At 41.6% G+C, this 19,280-nt stretch carries 17 protein-coding genes; 1 reads left to right on the plus strand and 16 read right to left on the minus strand.

Annotated features, from left to right (window positions below; translation table 11 throughout):
• Nucleotides 1-87 precede the first annotated feature (87 nt).
• Nucleotides 88-540 (plus strand): CYTH domain-containing protein, encoded by a 453-nt coding sequence (locus BET01_RS20030; RefSeq protein WP_120198642.1) that lies wholly within the window; start codon nucleotides 88-90, stop codon nucleotides 538-540.
• A 98-nt stretch (nucleotides 541-638) separates the two neighbouring features.
• On the opposite strand, the gene BET01_RS20035 is transcribed toward BET01_RS20030, so the two are convergent.
• The 16 genes from BET01_RS20035 to BET01_RS20110 form a co-directional block, all read right to left on the minus strand.
• On the minus strand, nucleotides 639-1,637 hold the full coding sequence (locus BET01_RS20035) for a galactose/methyl galactoside ABC transporter permease MglC (RefSeq protein WP_120198643.1): 999 nt from the start codon (nucleotides 1,635-1,637) through the stop codon (nucleotides 639-641).
• Nucleotides 1,634-3,190, minus strand: coding sequence for a sugar ABC transporter ATP-binding protein (locus BET01_RS20040; protein ID WP_120198644.1), 1,557 nt, complete (start codon nucleotides 3,188-3,190; stop codon nucleotides 1,634-1,636). Before BET01_RS20040 ends, BET01_RS20035 begins: the two co-directional genes overlap by 4 nt.
• A gap of 463 nt (nucleotides 3,191-3,653) precedes the next feature.
• Nucleotides 3,654-4,778 (minus strand): galactose ABC transporter substrate-binding protein, encoded by a 1,125-nt coding sequence (locus BET01_RS20045; RefSeq protein WP_120198645.1) that lies wholly within the window; start codon nucleotides 4,776-4,778, stop codon nucleotides 3,654-3,656.
• A gap of 197 nt (nucleotides 4,779-4,975) precedes the next feature.
• Nucleotides 4,976-5,998, minus strand: coding sequence for a galactose ABC transporter substrate-binding protein (locus tag BET01_RS20050; protein ID WP_120198646.1), 1,023 nt, complete (start codon nucleotides 5,996-5,998; stop codon nucleotides 4,976-4,978).
• A gap of 15 nt (nucleotides 5,999-6,013) precedes the next feature.
• A complete protein-coding gene (locus BET01_RS20055; protein ID WP_120198647.1) occupies nucleotides 6,014-6,985 on the minus strand; it encodes a substrate-binding domain-containing protein in 972 nt (323 codons plus the stop codon).
• Complete coding sequence (locus tag BET01_RS20060) at nucleotides 6,982-8,754, minus strand: sensor histidine kinase (protein ID WP_120198648.1); 1,773 nt, start codon at nucleotides 8,752-8,754, stop codon at nucleotides 6,982-6,984. The genes BET01_RS20055 and BET01_RS20060 overlap by 4 nt, the downstream gene beginning before the upstream one ends.
• The gene (locus tag BET01_RS20065; RefSeq protein WP_120198649.1) at nucleotides 8,754-10,370 is read right to left on the minus strand and encodes a response regulator; all 1,617 of its coding nucleotides are present in this window, start codon (nucleotides 10,368-10,370) and stop codon (nucleotides 8,754-8,756) included. The genes BET01_RS20060 and BET01_RS20065 overlap by 1 nt, the downstream gene beginning before the upstream one ends.
• Before the next feature lie 32 nt (nucleotides 10,371-10,402).
• Nucleotides 10,403-11,035, minus strand: a complete 633-nt coding sequence (locus BET01_RS20070) for a precorrin-8X methylmutase (protein ID WP_120198650.1) — start codon at nucleotides 11,033-11,035, stop codon at nucleotides 10,403-10,405.
• 17 nt (nucleotides 11,036-11,052) lie between these two features.
• Nucleotides 11,053-12,579: a cobyric acid synthase gene (locus tag BET01_RS20075; RefSeq protein WP_120198651.1), complete on the minus strand. Its 1,527-nt coding sequence runs from the start codon at nucleotides 12,577-12,579 to the stop codon at nucleotides 11,053-11,055.
• A 4-nt stretch (nucleotides 12,580-12,583) separates the two neighbouring features.
• Entirely contained in the window at nucleotides 12,584-13,672 is a 1,089-nt protein-coding gene (locus BET01_RS20080; RefSeq protein WP_120198652.1) for a pyridoxal phosphate-dependent aminotransferase, read from the minus strand.
• Nucleotides 13,673-13,700: 28 nt separating this feature from the next.
• Nucleotides 13,701-14,699: an adenosylcobinamide-phosphate synthase CbiB gene (cbiB, locus tag BET01_RS20085; protein ID WP_120198653.1), complete on the minus strand. Its 999-nt coding sequence runs from the start codon at nucleotides 14,697-14,699 to the stop codon at nucleotides 13,701-13,703.
• Nucleotides 14,700-14,719: 20 nt separating this feature from the next.
• On the minus strand, nucleotides 14,720-15,106 hold the full coding sequence (locus BET01_RS20090) for a bifunctional adenosylcobinamide kinase/adenosylcobinamide-phosphate guanylyltransferase (protein ID WP_120198654.1): 387 nt from the start codon (nucleotides 15,104-15,106) through the stop codon (nucleotides 14,720-14,722).
• Between the two features lie 26 nt (nucleotides 15,107-15,132).
• Nucleotides 15,133-15,900 (minus strand): adenosylcobinamide-GDP ribazoletransferase, encoded by a 768-nt coding sequence (locus tag BET01_RS20095; protein ID WP_120198655.1) that lies wholly within the window; start codon nucleotides 15,898-15,900, stop codon nucleotides 15,133-15,135.
• 253 nt (nucleotides 15,901-16,153) lie between these two features.
• Nucleotides 16,154-17,350: a [FeFe] hydrogenase H-cluster maturation GTPase HydF gene (hydF, locus tag BET01_RS20100; RefSeq protein ID WP_120198656.1), complete on the minus strand. Its 1,197-nt coding sequence runs from the start codon at nucleotides 17,348-17,350 to the stop codon at nucleotides 16,154-16,156.
• 31 nt (nucleotides 17,351-17,381) lie between these two features.
• Nucleotides 17,382-18,797: a [FeFe] hydrogenase H-cluster radical SAM maturase HydG gene (gene hydG, locus BET01_RS20105; RefSeq protein ID WP_120198657.1), complete on the minus strand. Its 1,416-nt coding sequence runs from the start codon at nucleotides 18,795-18,797 to the stop codon at nucleotides 17,382-17,384.
• A gap of 100 nt (nucleotides 18,798-18,897) precedes the next feature.
• Nucleotides 18,898-19,152 (minus strand): TM1266 family iron-only hydrogenase system putative regulator, encoded by a 255-nt coding sequence (locus tag BET01_RS20110; protein WP_120198658.1) that lies wholly within the window; start codon nucleotides 19,150-19,152, stop codon nucleotides 18,898-18,900.
• Nucleotides 19,153-19,280 lie beyond the last annotated feature (128 nt).

Here is a 19,280-nt window from a genome sequence, read left to right on the forward strand (position 1 = left end):
CTTGATTTTGCCACATTCTTCTATTTTTTATCCAATTGTGTTATACTAACACCATTCGACATCTATACGATATCAGGAGGATCTTTCATGGAAATAGAACGCAAGTATTTAATTACAAGGCTCCCAGAGGGAGCCACCGACCATCCTTATCATCTTATCGAGCAGGGATACCTCTCTACAGAACCAGTTGTTCGCGTCAGAAGAGAGGATGACAACTATTATCTCACTTATAAATCAAAAGGACTTTTGGAGCGGGAAGAATACAACCTTCCTCTGACCATGGATTCCTACGACCATTTAATCCAGAAAGCGGACGGGCACATTCTTACGAAAAGAAGATATTTAATTCCAGTGGAAAATTCGGACTCCCTCACTATCGAGCTTGACATATTTGAAGCACGTTTTGAAGGACTGATGCTTGCGGAGGTTGAATTTGATACCAGAGAGGACGCGGAAGCATTTACTGCTCCAGAGTGGTTTGGAGAAGATGTTACCTTTACCGGAGAATATCAAAACAGCCGGCTTAGCAGGCTGCCATAAATAAAATGAAGCGAAGGCGGAATAACATAGTTATTCCACACCTTCGCTTCATTTTTATGAGACGGTACAGACGAAAGTCTTCCAGTCATACACGTTTTTTACTTCTTAGCAATATATTTTCTGATATCAAGGGCAATCGCTACTACGATTACAATACCCTGAGCAATGTACTGATAGTTGGTATCCACACCAAGGTACTGTAGACAGGTCTTTAAAATCTCAAACACCAATACACCAATTAAAACACCGGACACTTTACCAATACCACCGTTAACAGATACACCACCGATGGTACAAGCAGCAATTGCCTCTAGTTCCCAACCCATTCCCATGTTAACAGAGGACCCGCCAGATTTAGCACCTACTAGGAATCCACCAAGTGCATAAAGAACGGCTGCTGTTACATAAATAATGATCTTAGTTTTATTCGTATTGACACCGGAAACTTCAGCTGCCTGCTCGTTGCCACCAATGGCATACATATATTTTCCGTGAGGAGTCTTATTATAAACAAACCATATGATTAGTCCAATTGCAAGTGCGATTAAAAACAAGTAAGGAATCACACCAAACAGTCTGCCTTTTGCCACAACGGTATAAGCTGGGCGATAGCCTCCAATTGGAGTTGCATTGGTGTATACCAGACATGCACCGTATACAATAAGCTGCATACCCAGGGTTCCGATAAAGGCTGGTACCTTAAGGTATGAAATGACCAGACCATTAATTAGACCAAAGATGGCACAGACACCGATACAAATCAAAAGAACTACAAATACCCACCAAATTCCAAAATCAGGAAGATTAGGGAAAAACTTTCCACTATAACCTGGCTTTTGAAGCAGAGTTCCTGCAAGACAGGCGGAAAGTCCAACGATACGTCCGGCGGACAAGTCCGTACCTCTCGTAATCAGACATCCTGAGATGCCACATGCTATAATAAAACGGGGCGCAACATTTAGCGCTATATTTTTCAAGTTATCAAATGATCCGAAAGATGGCTGCTTAATTGCCGTAAAAATGGCTAGCAGGATGAGGACAACGATGATTCCATTATTGATAAGGAAATCCTTCATATTAATCTTCTTAGCTGTCATGACTTAACCTCCTGTTTGGAACTTTCTCCTATTTTATCGTTTATATCGAATTTCGTAGCGAACTCCATAATTTTTTCCTGAGTTGCTTCCTCATTCTCTACTTCTCCTGTTATACGACCACTGCACATAACTATGATACGGTTTGACATGCCAATCAACTCCGGCATCTCGGAGGATATCATAATAATGGATTTTCCCTGTTTTACAAGATCCACCATGATCTGATAAATCTCAAATTTAGCGCCTACGTCAATACCTCTAGTTGGCTCATCCATAATTAAAACGTCTGGGTTATTAGCCAGCCATCTGGCTATGATCACCTTCTGTTGGTTTCCTCCTGACAGCGACTGAATCTGAGTTTTGTCACTTGGTGTTTTTATGCTCAGTCTGGAGATACTGTCTTTAACAACCTCATCCACCTTTTTGCTGTTGATAACCATTGTTTTCGTATAATTCCGGTAAGAGGAAATTGCAGTATTGTCTGCAATGCTCAGGCAGCCGAAAATTCCATTGCCTCTTCGGTCTTCGGTGATCATTCCCACGGAATTATAAATAGCATCCTGAGGGTGTTTAATGTTTACTCTTTTTCCAAGGATTTCAATTTCTCCAGAGACTATGTTACGCATCCCAAAGATTGCTTCCATAAGTTCAGTTCTCTGAGCACCAACCAGACCCCCGAATCCTAATATCTCACCACGTCTCAGTTCAAAGGAACAATCTTGAAAGGACCGCTCGTGAATGCTACACAATTGGTTGACCTTTAATAAAACCTCATCGGTTCTATAATCATCCTTTGGAGGGTAAACGTTACCAAGTTCACGGCCTACCATCTGTTTTACTATATTTTCGTCTGTGATATCCTTTACCTGCCAGGATCCTACATAAGTACCATCTCGCATAATTGTGATATCATCAGCAATCTGTCTGATTTCTGCCATCTTATGGCTGATATATATCATAGAAACTCCTCTGGATTTCAAATCACGGATAATACGAAAGAGTGCTTCTACTTCATTATCAGTCAGAGAGGAAGTCGGCTCATCCAAAATTACAATCTTTGCATTCTGGCTTACCGCTTTTGCAATCTCAACTGACTGCATTTGTCCGATTGAAAGAGTTCCCAGCTTTGCTTTGGGATTAAACTCCATTTTGACATCCTTAAGCCATTTTTCTGCTTCCGCATTCATGACCTTGTGATCCACAATCTTTAATGGACCGAATTTTATGAGAGGATATCTACCCAAATACATATTCTCAGCAATGGAACGCGCCGGTACCGGCTGAAGTTCCTGATGAACCATAGCAAGCCCTTTGTTTAAAGCATCATCGGGGTTTGCGATATCCACTTTGTTTCCATCGATGAAGACATCACCTTCATCCATATTATAGATTCCAAAAAGGCATTTCATTAAGGTTGATTTGCCTGCACCGTTCTCTCCCATCAAAGCGTGAACGGTACCGGGACGTACTTTTAAGTTAATCTTATCAAGTGCTTTGACACCGGGAAAGGATTTACTGACCCCAACCATTTCCAGTCTATATTGCTCTGCCATCCCGTTTCTCCTTTCATTATTATTGTCCATGTTTTCCGGACATCTAGGTATACCCGTAGGGTGTTTCATTATTATTGTCCATGTTTTCCGGACATCTAGGTATGCCCGTAGGGTGTTTCATTATTATTGTCCATGTTTTCCGGACATCTAGGTATGCCCGTAGGGTGTTTCATTATTATTGTCCATGTTTTCCGGACANTTTCATTATTATTGTCCATGTTTTCCGGACATCTAGGTATGCCCGTAGGGTGTTTCATTATTATTGTCCATGTTTTCCGGACATCTAGGTATGCCCGTAGGGTGTTTCATTATTATTGTCCATGTTTTCCGGACATCTAGGTATGCCCGTAGGGTGTTTCATTATTATTGTCCATGTTTTCCGGACATCTAGGTATACCCGCAGGGTGTTTTTTGCTTTAAAAATCGGGTGTGCCTTACCGACACACCCGTTATTTGGTTGTTTTTATTTTTTCAATTTATTTAAGGTATCCTGAGCATTCTCTTTGGTAATCTTAATATAATCTACCATGTTTACGTTCTCAACTGTTTCTCCCTGTAAGAGTTTAGCAGCCATATCACTTGCTGTTTTAGCCTGTGAAAAATGATCGTTGAATACGGTACCAGTCTGCTTGCCATCGATTACGTTTTGAACCGCTTCGGTTAACGCATCTACACCAACTAAATAGATATCTTTATTTACTGTGCGGCCTGCAGCCTCGATTGCCTGTAATGCACCAAGTGCCATAGCATCGTTGTTACAGAAAATAACTTCGATCTGGTCGCCGTACTGTGTTAAAGCATCCTGTGCAATCTGCTGAGCTTTTGCCTGATCCCAGTCACCACGCTGCTTTAAGAGTTCTTTCACTTTTGCTCCGGATTCTGTAAGAGCTTTTACAGAAAATTCTGTTCTGTACTGAGCATCAACGTTCTCTGGATCGCCCTGGATCATGATATAGTTAATAACGCCATCGCCGTTAATATCACCTTTGTTAGAAGTTTCTAAAATCTCTTCTCCCTGATAGGTACCAGACTGTCTTGCGTCACAACCTACATAGGTAGCATTGATTTTCTCATCTTTCCATCTCTGCTCTTCTTCTGTATCTGGCTCACGGTTAATGTAAACAACTGGGATTCCTGCTGCTTTACACATATCTGTAATTTCTGGAGCGGAAGATGCCTGAACAAGATTTAAAATTAGTACATCATACTTCTGAGTAATGAAGTTCTGAATCTGATTTGTCTGCTCTGCCTGATCACCCTTACCATCCTGAATTACTACATTCTCCTTTTTAAAGCCAAGATCCTCTGTCAGATAACGCTGAAGTTCTGTTCTGTAAAGGGTCATAAAGTTATCGTCGAATTTGTAGATAGAAATACCAACTTTTTTACCTGCAAGATCTCCGCCTACTGCATCCTTTACTGCCTTTGCTGTTGTTTCAGCTGTGCTTTCATCTTTCTTTGTATCAGCTGCCGTAGTAGCCTCTGATGCTGCAGTAGTTCCTTTGGTGCCTGAGCCACCACATCCTGCCATAGAAAATACCATTGCTGATGCAAGGCCAACTGCTAAAACTTTTTTGAGTAATCTCATTAAAAAATCCTCCCTTTTCATTATAAAATGAGCGCGTTGATTATAAGCACTTTGCTTCATCAACACGCTCATTATATATTTTTTTTGTGCACTTTTCCATAAGATATTATTGGGTCATATATCGATTTTTTTAGATTATCCATATTTTCATTGGATTTTTTTATATTTTTGTGATTAGCTTCTAAAAACATTGTATTTTATTGCTGGTATACTGCTTTTTGTCCACATTCGTAATACTTGCCGTCCTTAAGAGTCACCTTCTCTTGAACATTTTCACCTAAGGATTCAGCGGCTGCAATTTCAAATATAATATGAGCATATTCCTTGCTGTCACATTGGACGGTTCCAAAAATCTTTCCTAATTGCAGTCCCTCTATGCCCTGAGGGGTGCCGTCAATCCCTACAATTTTAATTGGTCTTTTTATGTTGTTTCGTTCCAGAGCATCCGATGCACCAAGGGCCATATCATCATTATTACAGATTACCACTTCGATCTGGTCGGGATATTCGGATAACCATTGTTCCATCCAAGCAGAAGCCTGGCTTCTGTCCCAGTTGGCAATGCCTCCCGTAATCTTTTCCAGGGGAACTCCCCCATCTTTTAAGGTCTGTATGGACCACTCTGTACGGATTAAAGAATCCTGGTGGCTGTTCTCTCCCTCTAAAAGGACGTAGCTGACTTTTCCATCTCCATTTAAATCAAGGGAAGCTGGATCTTTTTTGTAAGCCTCCACTAATATATTGCCCTGCAAGATAGCGGTCTCTTTTGCATTGATGCCCACATAATAAAGCTTTTCCCACCGCCTCATATCTTCTTCTACTGGTTCCCTGTTAAAAAATACGACCGGGAGCTTGGCGTCCATTGCTCTACTTATAATATTGGAGGTCATGGAACGATCCACCGCATTTACGCAGATGGCATTATACCCCAAGGAGATAAAGCGATCTACCTGACTGTTTTGAGCATTTTGGTCTCCCTTTGCATCAACAATCTCCATGACCACCTTTACTCCGTTTGTCTTTTCATATTCCTTTGCCTGCTCCTCTAAATAAGTACGCAGTGTATTAATAAAGGAATCATCTCCCCGGTAAAGCGAAACCCCAATCCGGATGGATTTTTTATTTTCCGCTTCTTGGGCCCTAAAATTCTTATAAGTCACCCCTGCAAATATGAGTAATAAAACAAATGCCGCCGCAATTACCCCATGAATTTTTCTCATATACCTACCCCCCACTTAATCAATCGGATATAAGAGTTTCTCCAATCTACTCTCCCGTAGATTGGATTTATTAACATAATAAGATTCCAACATAATCTGCTCTTTTTCCTGTTTCTTGTGTATAACCTCTACCGCCTTCTGAATGCTGGTATAACCTGCATCAAACTGATCGATGGCTACCACTCCCTTAATAATTCCGTTGTCCAGCGCAGTTAAGATCTTGGTGGTGCTACCGATTCCATAAAGGCCGGCAATATAGTTTTTATAAACCGGACTTCCTGCTATAATACCTGCCACCTCATCAAGACTTTCCACATCAATCGCTGCAATTATCGCCTCATTGCTGTATGGATATACAGTTCCTTCAATCGTATTACGAAAGGTTTCTTTTTCCTTCTTCTCATAGATGCCTATGGAAAATCCGGATTCTTTTAAGACTGCAGAGAGCCCGTCATATATTTGTCTATTATACCCATAGTCCAGGCCTTCCGTGAAAATCCATACAGGCAGAGACGTTGTATGTTCCGACGCAATCGCTTTACCAAGCTTTTCCCCTTCCTCTTCATAATTTTGAGAAATACTACCGCGAACGTAATCATTGGCAAATACATCACCCAATACAATAACCGGGCTGCCTAGCACCATACCATCAAGCAGTCTGGCGCACTCCTCTGGCTTTGCAGGTGCAAGTATCACAGCGGATGCTCCGTCGTCAATTTCTCTTTTTAATAATTCCATCTGCTGAACGGCGTCTCCCTTTTCAAAAAGTGTGATCAAATTGACATCTACGTTGTATTCTTCAGACGCCTTGTCCACCCCTTTCCTAAAATTAGTATAATACTCATCACTGGTATCACTGATGATAATGGAGACTGGATAGATGTCTGTTTTCTTTTCCTTAATGATTAAATCTGTTGAGGATAAAAGAAACAGGATTACCAAAATTGCCGCCACCAGGCTCCATAATAATTTTTCCTGTTTTATCATATTCTTTTTTCCTTTTCCGAAACAGAGCCATATTCCGTTGCAGGAAGATGTATGGTAATCGTCGTTCCTTCATCTGGTTCTGAGCTTATGGTAAGCCCATATGCTTCTCCAAAATAAAGCTTGATTCGTTCATTGACATTCTTAACACCAATGCCAGATCCTTTTTTCGAGGTGCTGCCAGCCTGACCGGTGAACAAACTTTCTACCTGTTCTTTTGTCATACCAAGTCCATTGTCACTTACAGTAAAATAAAGGTCATCTTCAAGGCGATATACATTTATAATAATCTCTCCCTCTCCATCCATGAACTCCATCCCATGGTAGATGGCATTCTCTACTAAGGGTTGAAGGATTAACTTTAAGCTGGTGAGCTCCATACATTTCTCTTCCACGTGGATTTCGTAGGAGAATTTATTTTTAAATCGCATATGCTGGATCATTAAATAATTCCTCACATGCTCAAGCTCATCTTGAACGAGTATAATACTCTTTCCTTTGCTTAAACTGATTCGGAAGAAACGGGCCAAGGCTGTAACCGCTTTTACGGCCTCATTTTTTTGTTCATTTTCGATCATCCATACTATGATGTCAAGGGTATTGTATAAGAAATGTGGATTGATCTGAGATTGGAGCGCGTCAAATTCCTGTTTTCGTTTGGCTTCGTGTTCTGAAACGATGTCATCCATAAGAACGCGAATTTGTTTTGCCATATTTTTAATGGAATTACCCAAATGTTGAATTTCATAGGAACCGCCGATTAATACAGGAGTATCTAGATTTCCTTCCTCTAGCATACCCACGGATTTCTCAAGCTCTTTGATTGGATTTGTTATGCGCGATGAGATGTAAGAGTTTATAACGGCAAGAACCGATAAAATTAAGGTAATTAAAAATACAATAAACAGTCTAGTTTTAATGGAATTGAGGGACACCACATTTTTGGGGGTCACACCAACTACTTTCCAACCAGTGTAGCCGATGGATTTGACGGTTATGATCCTTTGTTCTCCTTCAAATTCCTCTCGGTGGTTACCATCCTTATAAGTAGCAGCCGCGAGATTGCTTTCCTTTAATCTACCGGAATCAATCAACTGCATCTTTGGGTGATATAAAATCTCTCCATCACTACTTATGAGATAAACGTAACCGTCTTTTCCAGTGGTCACTCCATCAAAAAGATGCTCCAGACCGGAATAACCCAAATCCACAAGCAAAACGCCCTGAGTGGTAGAGGTTCCCTCCGTTAGCTCAACGGCTCTTGATAGGGAAATCACCCACCGATACTGGTTCTCATTGATATCAAAGATATATTGAACATGCGGATAGGAAAAGTGCTGATTTTCTGTCTTTTCCAGCGCGTTCTCAAACCAATCTTCCTGGGTTACCTTGATTCCATTTTTCAGTCTGGCGGCAGGTACCGCCTCCACCATGGAACCTGACTGAGTGAAAAGAGCAATATTATCTACGTTATCCTTATTATTGTCGTACAAAAGGGTGATTTCATTTTTAATGGATTCCGAAGAAATATCTGCATTTTTAACGGCACCATAATAGAGGGAATCCGACAGCTTCATTACGGTACGGAGATAGGATTCCACAGATCTTGCCACTTGATTGATCAAGCTCTGGTTCTCTGCAATTACCTTTTCCGTAACCTGACTGGATAATCGCTGATATAAGGAAAAGGTAATTAATAAACTGGCTGCCAAAGCGGTCACGGTAAAATATTTAAAAATCGTATAACGGATGCTGTTATTCTTTTTTCCCATTACCTGGCTCCACGATATCTGGTGGGTGATACACCGAATTTTTTCTTAAACACATAACTGAAATAATTCTGTTCCTGGTATCCGACTTTTGATGCTATGATGTAAGTTTTGTCATCGGTCTTATTGAGCAGTTCCACTGCCTTATTCAGCCTTACATCGGTTAGATAGGCGATATAAGCCTGCCCTGTTTCTTTTTTGAACACCGTAGAAAAATAGGCTGGGCTCATGTGAAGATGGCGGCATATCATTTCTACTGACAAATCTGGATTCTGGTAATGATCCATAATGAACTGCTTAGCATCCTGGATCACCTGCCTTGTAGTCATATCCCGTTCTTGATTGATCAGGCGGTTTAGCTTACCTGCAATTTTAAATAACCACGAACTAAACTCTTCTATCTTTTTTAGTTTATCAAATAAGGCTATGGATTCAAGCTCTCCACCCATAATATCTTCAAGAGCCAGATCGTATTGCTGTATCATCTGGATGATGCTGTTTAAGACACCAATCATATAGACCTGCTGCTGACGGTAATGGACCTTGGCCGTTTTCATCTTTTCCATAATCTTCTTTACTGAGGATTCAATCTTTTCTTCTGGTCCAAATTTAATGGCTGAGATCAGTTCTCCTTCTGTCACACTGTCAAATTCCAATTTTCCAGATCCCACAGGCTCCATATCATTGATGTATATGGTACTTCCGGTTCCAGCTATGGCCTTGTAACCCAGAGCATCCACAGCAGATTGATAGGCCTTTAATATCTCTGTTATTTCTTCACAGCTATGCCCAATGCCTATGGTTACAGGGACTTTTAAGATACGCTTCGTCTCTTTGCAGATATCCCCAAGGACGTCTGTCAGCCCTGTAATGGAATTATCTTCATCAAGGGCCGCAATCACTACCATATCTGCTTCCGAAGCAGATTGAAAAAGGGCGAAGCGACAGTACCCCTCTAGCTTTTCCCTCACGACCTGCATAACAGAAATGGGAATGAGTTCTTCTTCGCTATGAAGGGAAATGGGTTCAACTACATCGCCTTCTTCCACATCAATGGCTACCAGTACCCATCTGGTTGCCCCAAGGATGGGGACATCGTATTCTTTTAATTTTTGCTCGATTAATTCTCTTTTTATATTTTTATGGACAAGTTCGTTAAAAAACTGTTCCCGAATAAGAGGAAGACTTTTTCGGTATTTCTCCCTTAGACGGCTTAAATTTCTTTTTTCTTCGATCTCTAAATCCAGATTACTCTTAATCCGTTTTAAAATGGAAGTCAGTTCCTCAACGTTAACAGGCTTTAGGATGTATTCTGTGACATTTAGTTTAATCGCCCTTTGGGCGTATTCAAAATCATCATAGCCAGAAAATATAACCACCTTCATGGAAGGATAACGCTGCCTTATTTTCTCAGCCAATAAAAGACCATCCATATAAGGCATTCGGATGTCCGTTAGCACCACATCTGGTTCTAATATCTCTATTTTTTCTAGAGCATCTTCCCCGTTCTCTGCATCTCCCACCACATGAAAACCTGCAGATTGCCATTCGATTTTCTTTATAATACTTTTACGAACTTCCTCTTCATCATCCACTAAAATTATGCTGTATAAGTCCATACCGTTTTACCCCTCATAAGAAACACTAAAATTTATACCTGATAAAGCAGAGCGTTTACAATGGCGGCCGCCACATTACTTCCGCCCTTTCTTCCACGAGCCACGATATATGGGATTCCCTCAAGAGATAGAATCATCTCTTTTGACTGCACCACATTGACAAACCCTACTGGAACACCAATGATGAGTCGTGGACGGATTTTCCCTTCCTTGATTAATTCATAAAGGCGTACCAAAGCGGTAGGTGCATTCCCAATGGCAAAAATACAATCTTTAGGCAAATTAGATGCCTTGTCCATGCTTGCACAAGCGCGAGTGGTTTCATTTTTCTTGGCATATTCCGCCACATCCTCGTCTGCCATATAACAGTCAACGGCACAATTAAGCCTCTTTAGAGCAGCCTTGTTGATGCCCGCTTTTCCCATGTTCGTGTCCGTGATAATCTGGACACCTTCTTTTATTGCCTTCAGGGCTATCTCGACAGCATGTGGAGAAAAAATCAGATTATCCGCATACTCAAAATCTGCTGAGGTGTGGATGACTCTTTTAATCACCAGTTCATTTTCAGGTTCCAGCTTTTTCTCACCAAGTTCCTGGGTAATGATTTCAAAGCTTCTTTTTTCTATCTCCTCGGGCAGAACCCGTTCTAATTCATACTGTTTCATTTGTTCCTCCATTGTTGTCATTTGTGTTGTGTTATCCCCATGATACGGTATATTTCTTCCATGTCAAGGCTCTCTCGCAGAATGCCTGCCAGACGTTCGTATTGTTCTTCCTTATATTCCTGATAAGATATTGCTTCAACGCCCCCTGAAATACCCTTCTTTTTCATCAAGCCTTCCGCCACAGCTTCCGCAATTCCTTCTTTATCAAAGATACCGTGAATATAGGTTCCGTACGTATTCCTTTTCTGACAGCCATCCATCTTTGCCAGATGAGAGCCAGACTGGCTTTCCAGTACAAAGGAAAGAGGAGGCACTGCACGGACTGTCTCTCCCATATGGATTTCATACCCCTCGACGTCTCTGCCGGAAAGTCCTGCTAACACTCCATCTACACTGGCAAACGCTCCAGCCACTCTTGTTCTTGTCTTTTCTTTTCCGAATACGGTTCTAACTGGCAAAAGCCCCATTCCTCGCACCTTTAAAGGCGCCAAATCCGTTTCCATTCCATGAGGATCTGACAGAGTTTCCCCAAGCATCTGAAAACCACCACAGATACCAAATATGGGCACACCTTCCGCTTCTAGCTTTAATATAGCAGCCTCAAGACCGTTTTGTCGCATCCACAGAAGATCTTCAATGGTATTTTTACTACCTGGCAGGATCACCAGGTCCGGCCTACCAAGATCTTGTGCTTTGTCCACATATCGAAGCTGTATTTCAGGCATAATAGAAAACACCTGAAAATCTGTAAAATTCGATATTCTGGGAAACCGTATTACCGCAATCTCTGCCTTTGTATGCTCCGTTCGTTCTGTACCTTCTAGATGAGATCCAAGGCTGTCTTCATCCTCTATATCCACATTCATGTAAGGCACTACACCTGCTACGGGGATCTTTAGTTTTTCTTCTATCATGGCAAGGCCAGGGTCTAGTATGGTTTTATCCCCCCGGAACTTGTTCACTATCAGGCCAACGATCCGGTCCCGCTCTTCTTGTTCCAGAAGCATAACCGTTCCGTAAAGTTGGGCAAATACCCCTCCCCGGTCAATATCCCCCACCAAAAGAACTGGGGCGTTAGCCATCTTTGCCATTCCCATATTTACAATATCATCTTTCTTAAGATTAATCTCAGCAGGACTCCCTGCTCCTTCTATTACAATGATATCATACTCATTAGAAAGCTTGTCAAAGGCTTTTTGAATCTCTGGAACCAGTTCTTTCTTGTAAGCAAAATACTCTCTTGCCGGCATGTTCCCTATGGAGATACCGTTTACGATTACCTGGGAGCCAACATCATTCGTAGGCTTTAAGAGGATCGGATTCATAGCTACTTCTGGCTTAACTCCTGCCGCTTCTGCCTGTACGACCTGGGCACGTCCCATTTCCAGACCTTCCTCTGTAATAAAAGAATTTAAAGCCATGTTCTGAGATTTAAAGGGGGCCACTCGAAAACCATCTTGTTTGAAGATACGGCATAAGCCTGCTACGATGAGGCTTTTCCCCGCATTAGACATGGTTCCTTGTATCATAATCGTTTTTGCCATCCTCTTATTCCCCTTTTTCCAGTATGGTTTTTAATATGGAAAGAAATTCTTCATTCTCTTTCCTTTGTTTTACGCAGATTCGATAATAAGTTCCATCAAGCCCTCTGTAATTGCCACAGGAACGTATGAGAACCTTATTTGAAAGCATCTGATGATATAAAAGTTTATCTTCTCCGATGGCTTCTTCTCTGGTATCTTGAAAGAAAATATAATTTGCCATGGAATTATAGACGTAAAATCCCAGAGAGGACAACTGACTTTTTAAAAATTCTCTCTCACTGGAAATAAGTTTCCTTGTATTCTTTACATACTCTGTTTCTGATAATGCCGCTTCTCCCGCTGCCTGAGCAAGAGATGACACACTCCATGGCTGGCGCAGACTGTGTATTCGGTCCAGTAGATTCCGGTCATAACAAATGCCATACCCCAATCGAATTCCTGCCATTGCATAAATCTTCGTAAATGCCTTAAGCAAAAAAACAGAGTGAAACTCCCGTTGATTCATAGATTCAAGGACCGAGTAACGTTGAGGTTCGTCAAGAAATTCGTTGAAACATTCATCCATCACGCAAAAAATCTGTTTGCTTTTGCAGTAGTCAAGAAGAACTTCCATGTCTTCCTTTAAAACAGCAAAGCCAGTCGGATTATTAGGATTGCATAAAAAGATCATACCAAACTGGATCCTGCTTTCTTCCATCCAGGAAATCAACTCCTGCACGTTTAGCAAAAAACCAGTTTCTTTTTTCAACTCATAATAAGTGATATTACAAGAAACGGTATGAAGAGCCTGTTCATATTCCAAAAAAGAAGGGGTAATTAAAAGCGCCTCCTCAGGTCGAACCGCGGATACTACCTGAAAAATTAGGTCCGCTGCCCCATTCCCGCATACAATTGCTTCTTCGGAAACACCATGAAATCCAGAAAGCTTTTTTCTAAGGGCTGATGACTGGCTGTCTGGATAACGAGAGGAATCCTCCACTGCATGGCAGATGGCCTCTCCCACCCTCTTTGGAAGTCCATAAGGATTAATATTTGCAGAATAATCTAGATTGACGCTATTGGTATAAATATCTCCACCGTGTTGGTATTCCATGTTTCTCTCCTGTATTCAATAAACAATATTAAGCGGTAAGGAAAAGTAGTATGACAACTGGAGCCAGAGCAAGAATATAAGTTACCGTCATAAGGTCATTGGCCCTGCGGATATCTATATATTCTACGGGCCTTATGGGATCTCCAATGGTTGGCTTTTCATACAATTTTCCAAAATAGTAAGCATTTCCTGCCAGCTCAATTTGCAATACTCCTGCACAGACGGATTCTGTCTGAGCTGAATTGGGGCTTTTGTGATGGAATCGGTCCCGTTTAAATATCTTAACTCCCATATTCCCGTTGTAAGGTTTTGTACCGTTTATGGTTTGTCTGGAAAAAAGCTGACACAAATATCCGGCAGCCATCATAAGACCTGCTGAAATTCTTGAGGGGATATAATTGCAAACATCATCAAGCCTGGCGGCTGTTCTGCCAAACCACAAGTAACGATCATTTTTATATCCAATCATGGAATCCATGGTATTGACCGCTTTATAAAGACAAATTCCAATTCCTCCAAAAAAAATCATGGAAAGTAGGGGAGCAATTACACCATCCGAGGTATTTTCTGCCACAGTTTCAATGGTTGCTTTCGCAATCCCTTCCTCAGAAAGGGATTTCGTATCTCTTCCTACAATCATGGAAACGGCTGTTCTCGCTTCCTCCACATCCCCATTTTTAAAGGCCGTTAAAACCTTCATACTTTCAGAGCGAAGAGAGCGCCACGCCATCATCTGATAACATATCAGGCTTTCCAATGCAAACCAAAGATAAGGAGATATTAAATAAGCACCGGTAAGTAAAAGTGCTGCGATTGCGCCTGTTATCAATAGCACGAAAAATACCAACCAGCGTCCGGCTAATCGCTCTCCTTTTTCCCCTTTAGAAAACCGTCCTCTGAAAGTTTTCTCCAGCTTGCCTATTAAGTTACCGATTCCACAAACCGGATGCCATAGCCATCTTGGATCTCCAAAACAAAAGTCCAACAAACAGCCCATAAGCACTGCCAATAAATGTAGTTGAATCATAGTCTCATCCCTTATATTCTCTATTTAATCCGTGTGGCAATGCCGCACACCAGACGGTATACTTCTTTTGACATCTTTGCTATACGCACAGAAGCTCTTCCTGCTTCTTCTCTCCACAGCCGATCTTCAAAATCCATGGGGACTATGCCACACCCCAGTTCATTGGTAATTATGATAACCTCAGGATTATCCCTTTCCAATGTAGTAATAAAGTCTTCCACACTGGTTCCATCTTTTAATATACGTTTTATGTATTCATGAAAATCGTGTATGATAGAATGATTCGAAGCCGCATCGAAGGAATCTGTCTTTCCTTCTGCCACCAGCTTTTTCATACCCTTTTCTCCCGCTAGTTCCATGGCAAAATCTAATTTCCCTTGCCACGCGCCTCCTATGATCAGTATCATATCCTGCCCTTTCTTATGTTTGCACCTTAAATGAGATGGGACACCAATGCAAGTCCAGCTAACAAGGCCAGCTCACAGATCTGAAGAAAATACCCAGCCAAATCTCCTGTCAGTCCCCCAAATTCTCTCTTTGCCATGGTGTAGTAATACCAGTACACCAAAGAAGCAATTATAATAGTAGCGGCGACGGCATAAAAACCACCAAAGTACCAGATGCCAACCACTGCCACAATTATATAAAGAACCATAACAATTCCTACCGTTCTTTTATGAGCCGCACCGGAAAAAGAAGCGGCTAGTCCACTCTTTTTTGCAAGAGGAAATGTAACCACTGCCAGACCACTTAATGCCCGGGTCAAAATAAATATCATACCAAAAGCCGCAATCATCTCAGACTTTAACTCTCCAAACGCTGTGACATAAAGAAGTAGATACACACAGCAACCAATAATGGCAAATGCACCTGTATGAGGATCTTGTAAGATCTCCAGTTTCTTCTCCCTTTCCATATGAGAGGATCTCGCATCTATGACATCGAGAAGACCATCCATATGGATTCCTCCGGTCACTAAAATAGGGAGTACCACCGGAAACAACCAGCCAAAATAAGGAGTATCAAATGAATTGCTGATTCTACAAACTGCTAGTTGTAAAATCCCAATGACTACTCCAATCAGAGGAAAAAAGCACATGGCATACTTCATCCGCTCTTTGGTCCATTCTACCTGTGGCATAGGAATTCGGGAATACATAGAAAATGCAATCACAAAACTCCCCAATAAATTCGTTATCATCTTAACTACCTGCCTCTTTCATAACCTGTTCCTACATTCGAACATTTGATTGTCCTTCAATTTTAAACATAAAAATATAATACCACACAATGCAGAAAATGTCATTTCTATTCCAAAGACGTGAAGTGACTTTACCTTTAGACGCAGGAGACAAAAAAGACAAGACCAATATATATCCCTAAAGTAAACAGTGTCTATATAGATAAACTGTTACTTTGGATCTTGGTCTTGCCTTTTCTTACCCTTAACTTAGTTATGGTATCATGTTCCCCAAATCAGGAAGTACCATAAGACTTCTCTTTAATATACCATTCATATAAGCGATGGTGATTCCGTAGTTGGTAAATGGTACACCAGCATCGTCTGCACATTTCCTGCGATATTCCATCTCTCTTTCATTGAGCATACAACCTCCACAGTGGATAATCAGGTCATAGGAAGAAATATCCTCTGGAAACTCTCTGCCGGAAGTAGTTTCGATGATTAGTTTCTTTCCGGTGAATTCCTTAAGCCACCGAGGCAGCTTTACAGTCCCAATATCATCGCACTGCCGGTGGTGGGTACAACCCTCGGAAATAAGTACTTTATCCCCGTCCTTTAAGTCGGAAAGAACAGAAACGCCTTTGACTGAATCCTCCAAAAAGCCCTTATACCTTGCCATTAAAATGGAAAAAGAAGTGAGGAGGATGTCGTCTGGAGTATCTTTATTCACCTGCTCAAAGGCCTGGCTGTCTGTGATAACAAGAGCTGGCTTCGTTCCAAGTTTACGAAGAGTCTCCTTTAGCTCCGTATCGCGTACGGAAATGGCTACTGCTCCCGCTTCTAAGATATCACGAATCGTCTGTTGTTGAGGCAATATAAGCCGTCCTTTGGGAGCTGCCGTATCAATGGGAATTACAAGAACCACCAAATCAAGGGGCTTTAATAAATCACCCACAATCTTCATCTTGGCATCTCCCGTGTGAACAAGCGCTCCAATGCGTTCCTTCAATTCATGGATAAATAGACCTTCGGTTGCACTGACAGCTAAACCATCTGAGTATTCCTGATTGCCGCTTTCATCACACTTATTATACGCTACCACGTAAGGTATTTTCTTTTCTACAAAAAGACGGATCAGTTCTTCATCAATTTCGGTTTTTCCTAGAGTTGCATCAACAACTAATACAGCACAGTCTGACCGGTTTAGGATCTGTTTTGTTTTTCTAACTCTCATTTCCCCCAAGGCTCCCTCGTCATCAAAGCCAGGGGTGTCAATGATTACTACCGGTCCCATGGGAAGAAGCTCCATGGATTTATAAACCGGGTCTGTGGTGGTACCTTTTATATCAGATACGACGGATAGTTCCTGTCCAGTCACTGCATTAACTACACTGGATTTACCTGCATTGCGCCGACCAAAAAAGCCGATGTGTACCCGTTCCGATGACGGTGTCTCGTTAAGTCCCATGCTTTCACCTCATTATTCGTAAGTGTATGTGTTAGAAACGGAAATCCCTGATGCCTTCTTCGATTTTATTTAAATGATCTTCGCAAATCAGTCTTACTTTTTCCTTTGGAATACGATCAAGTTCCGCTTCAATCAGTGTCTCTCCCACTTTTTTAGTTTCTTCTGAGGCATAATCCATTAAATATTCCTTTAATGTCATAAGGGCATTTGGCTGACAGCAGTTATGAATCTGACCGCTCTTTAAAAGTTTCATAAAACGATCTCCGGTTCTTCCCTCTCTGTAGCATGCCGTACAAAACGACGGGATGTATCCCATATCCATGAGCCAGCGCACGACTTCGTCTAAAGAACGCTGATCCGAAACATCAAATTGCTCTGTATCCGTTGGACGCTCTTCGTCCTGATATCCACCTACGCTTGTTCTGGAAGCACCACTTATTTGGGATACTCCAAGACGGAGGACGTTTTCCCTAACTGCCTGACTCTCACGAGTGGAAATAATCATTCCCGTATAAGGAACGGAAACGCGAATCAGGGCACATAATTTGGCAAAGATCTCATCATCAATCCCGTTAGCAAATGTAGATGGGTCAATATCATCCGCTGCTTTGATCCGGGGAACACTAATGGTATGAGGTCCTACCCCTTTTGCCGCTTCCAGATGTTCCGCATGCATCAAAAGTCCTGCAAACTCATACTTATAACGTTCCAGACCAAAAAGTACGCCTAATCCCACATCATCGACACCGCCATCCATGGCCCTGTCCATTGCCTCTGTATGGTAAGCATAATCATGCTTAGGTCCTGTTGGGTGAAGCATTTCATAGCTTTCCTTATGATATGTTTCCTGAAAAAGAATATAGGTTCCGATTCCTGCTTCTTTCAACTTACGATAATTGTCTACTGAAGTTGCAGCAATGTTAACATTCACTCTTCGAATGTCACCGTTCTTATGTTTGATGGAGTAAATGGTCTCAATGCATTCCAAAATATACTCTATTGGGTTATTCACAGGGTCCTCTCCTGCTTCAATGACAATACGCTTATGTCCCATATCTTGAAGGGCAACGACTTCTTTTCTTACCTCTTCCTGAGTCAGTTTCTTTCTTGCAATATGCTTGTTCTTTAGGTGGTAAGGGCAATAAGTACAGCCGTTAACACAATAGTTCGAGAGATACAAGGGGGCAAACATAACAATGCGGTTTCCGTAAAAGCCTTTCTTGATCTTCTCTGCCAAAGAGTAGAGCTCCTGAATCTTTTCAGGGATGTCACAGGCTAAGAGCACTGAAGCCTCCCGATGTGTCAGCCCCTTTAAACTTTCTGCTTTCTTAATGATCTCGTCGATCAGTTCCACATTGTTTTTGTTTTTTTCCGCATAATCAAGTGTTTCTAGAATTTCTTCGTGTGAAATGAATTCTTCCGCCTTCAGCGATTTTGGATCATACATATGTGACTTCCTTTCTTTAGGGTCAGCGTTTTGCTTCTCCCTCAGTGGTATATTACTTCATAGGACGTGAGCCCTTTGAAATACTTTTTATTGTGCTTTTTTATGAGCCACTTACTCCTTGGTAGGCTGTCTTTGAACTGATCCCTTTTAGCTTACCAATCTTACCAGTCAATGCAGAAATGGCGGTCTGTGCCCCATCCACCGCAATGCTGATGATACTCACACCTTTTTGAGGATATGGAATTCCCATACGCCCAATGATAATTTGCCGGTAATCATGAAGGATATCATTTAAAAGCTCTATGGATTCTTCCTCCTCCACTACAATCCCGATCACAGCAATTCTAGTTTCCATGTCTGTTCCTCCGTTTTTAACACTTCCCAGGGGCTTTTACAGAATAAGAAAAACCGCACCAAATTAAGGTGCGGCAAACAAAACAGTCCCCAAATGCCGAACCTTCCACCTCAAACAATGTTTTCGGT

This window comes from Lacrimispora algidixylanolytica, from assembly GCF_003609635.1.
Taxonomy (GTDB): domain Bacteria; phylum Bacillota; class Clostridia; order Lachnospirales; family Lachnospiraceae; genus Lacrimispora; species Lacrimispora algidixylanolytica.

Excerpts from the sequence above, each read along its gene's own strand:
- BET01_RS20030 (WP_120198642.1), top strand. The coding sequence starts at position 88 with ATGGAAATAGAACGCAAGTATTTAATTACAAGGCTCCCAGAGGGAGCC.
- BET01_RS20035 (WP_120198643.1), bottom strand. The coding sequence starts at position 1,637 with ATGACAGCTAAGAAGATTAATATGAAGGATTTCCTTATCAATAATGGA.
- BET01_RS20040 (WP_120198644.1), bottom strand. The coding sequence starts at position 3,190 with ATGGCAGAGCAATATAGACTGGAAATGGTTGGGGTCAGTAAATCCTTT.
- BET01_RS20045 (WP_120198645.1), bottom strand. The coding sequence starts at position 4,778 with ATGAGATTACTCAAAAAAGTTTTAGCAGTTGGCCTTGCATCAGCAATG.
- BET01_RS20050 (WP_120198646.1), bottom strand. The coding sequence starts at position 5,998 with ATGAGAAAAATTCATGGGGTAATTGCGGCGGCATTTGTTTTATTACTC.
- BET01_RS20055 (WP_120198647.1), bottom strand. The coding sequence starts at position 6,985 with ATGATAAAACAGGAAAAATTATTATGGAGCCTGGTGGCGGCAATTTTG.
- BET01_RS20060 (WP_120198648.1), bottom strand. The coding sequence starts at position 8,754 with ATGGGAAAAAAGAATAACAGCATCCGTTATACGATTTTTAAATATTTT.
- BET01_RS20065 (WP_120198649.1), bottom strand. The coding sequence starts at position 10,370 with ATGGACTTATACAGCATAATTTTAGTGGATGATGAAGAGGAAGTTCGT.
- BET01_RS20070 (WP_120198650.1), bottom strand. The coding sequence starts at position 11,035 with ATGAAACAGTATGAATTAGAACGGGTTCTGCCCGAGGAGATAGAAAAA.
- BET01_RS20075 (WP_120198651.1), bottom strand. The coding sequence starts at position 12,579 with ATGGCAAAAACGATTATGATACAAGGAACCATGTCTAATGCGGGGAAA.
- BET01_RS20080 (WP_120198652.1), bottom strand. The coding sequence starts at position 13,672 with ATGGAATACCAACACGGTGGAGATATTTATACCAATAGCGTCAATCTA.
- cbiB (WP_120198653.1), bottom strand. The coding sequence starts at position 14,699 with ATGATTCAACTACATTTATTGGCAGTGCTTATGGGCTGTTTGTTGGAC.
- BET01_RS20090 (WP_120198654.1), bottom strand. The coding sequence starts at position 15,106 with ATGATACTGATCATAGGAGGCGCGTGGCAAGGGAAATTAGATTTTGCC.
- BET01_RS20095 (WP_120198655.1), bottom strand. The coding sequence starts at position 15,900 with ATGATAACGAATTTATTGGGGAGTTTTGTGATTGCATTTTCTATGTAT.
- hydF (WP_120198656.1), bottom strand. The coding sequence starts at position 17,350 with ATGGGACTTAACGAGACACCGTCATCGGAACGGGTACACATCGGCTTT.
- hydG (WP_120198657.1), bottom strand. The coding sequence starts at position 18,797 with ATGTATGATCCAAAATCGCTGAAGGCGGAAGAATTCATTTCACACGAA.
- BET01_RS20110 (WP_120198658.1), bottom strand. The coding sequence starts at position 19,152 with ATGGAAACTAGAATTGCTGTGATCGGGATTGTAGTGGAGGAGGAAGAA.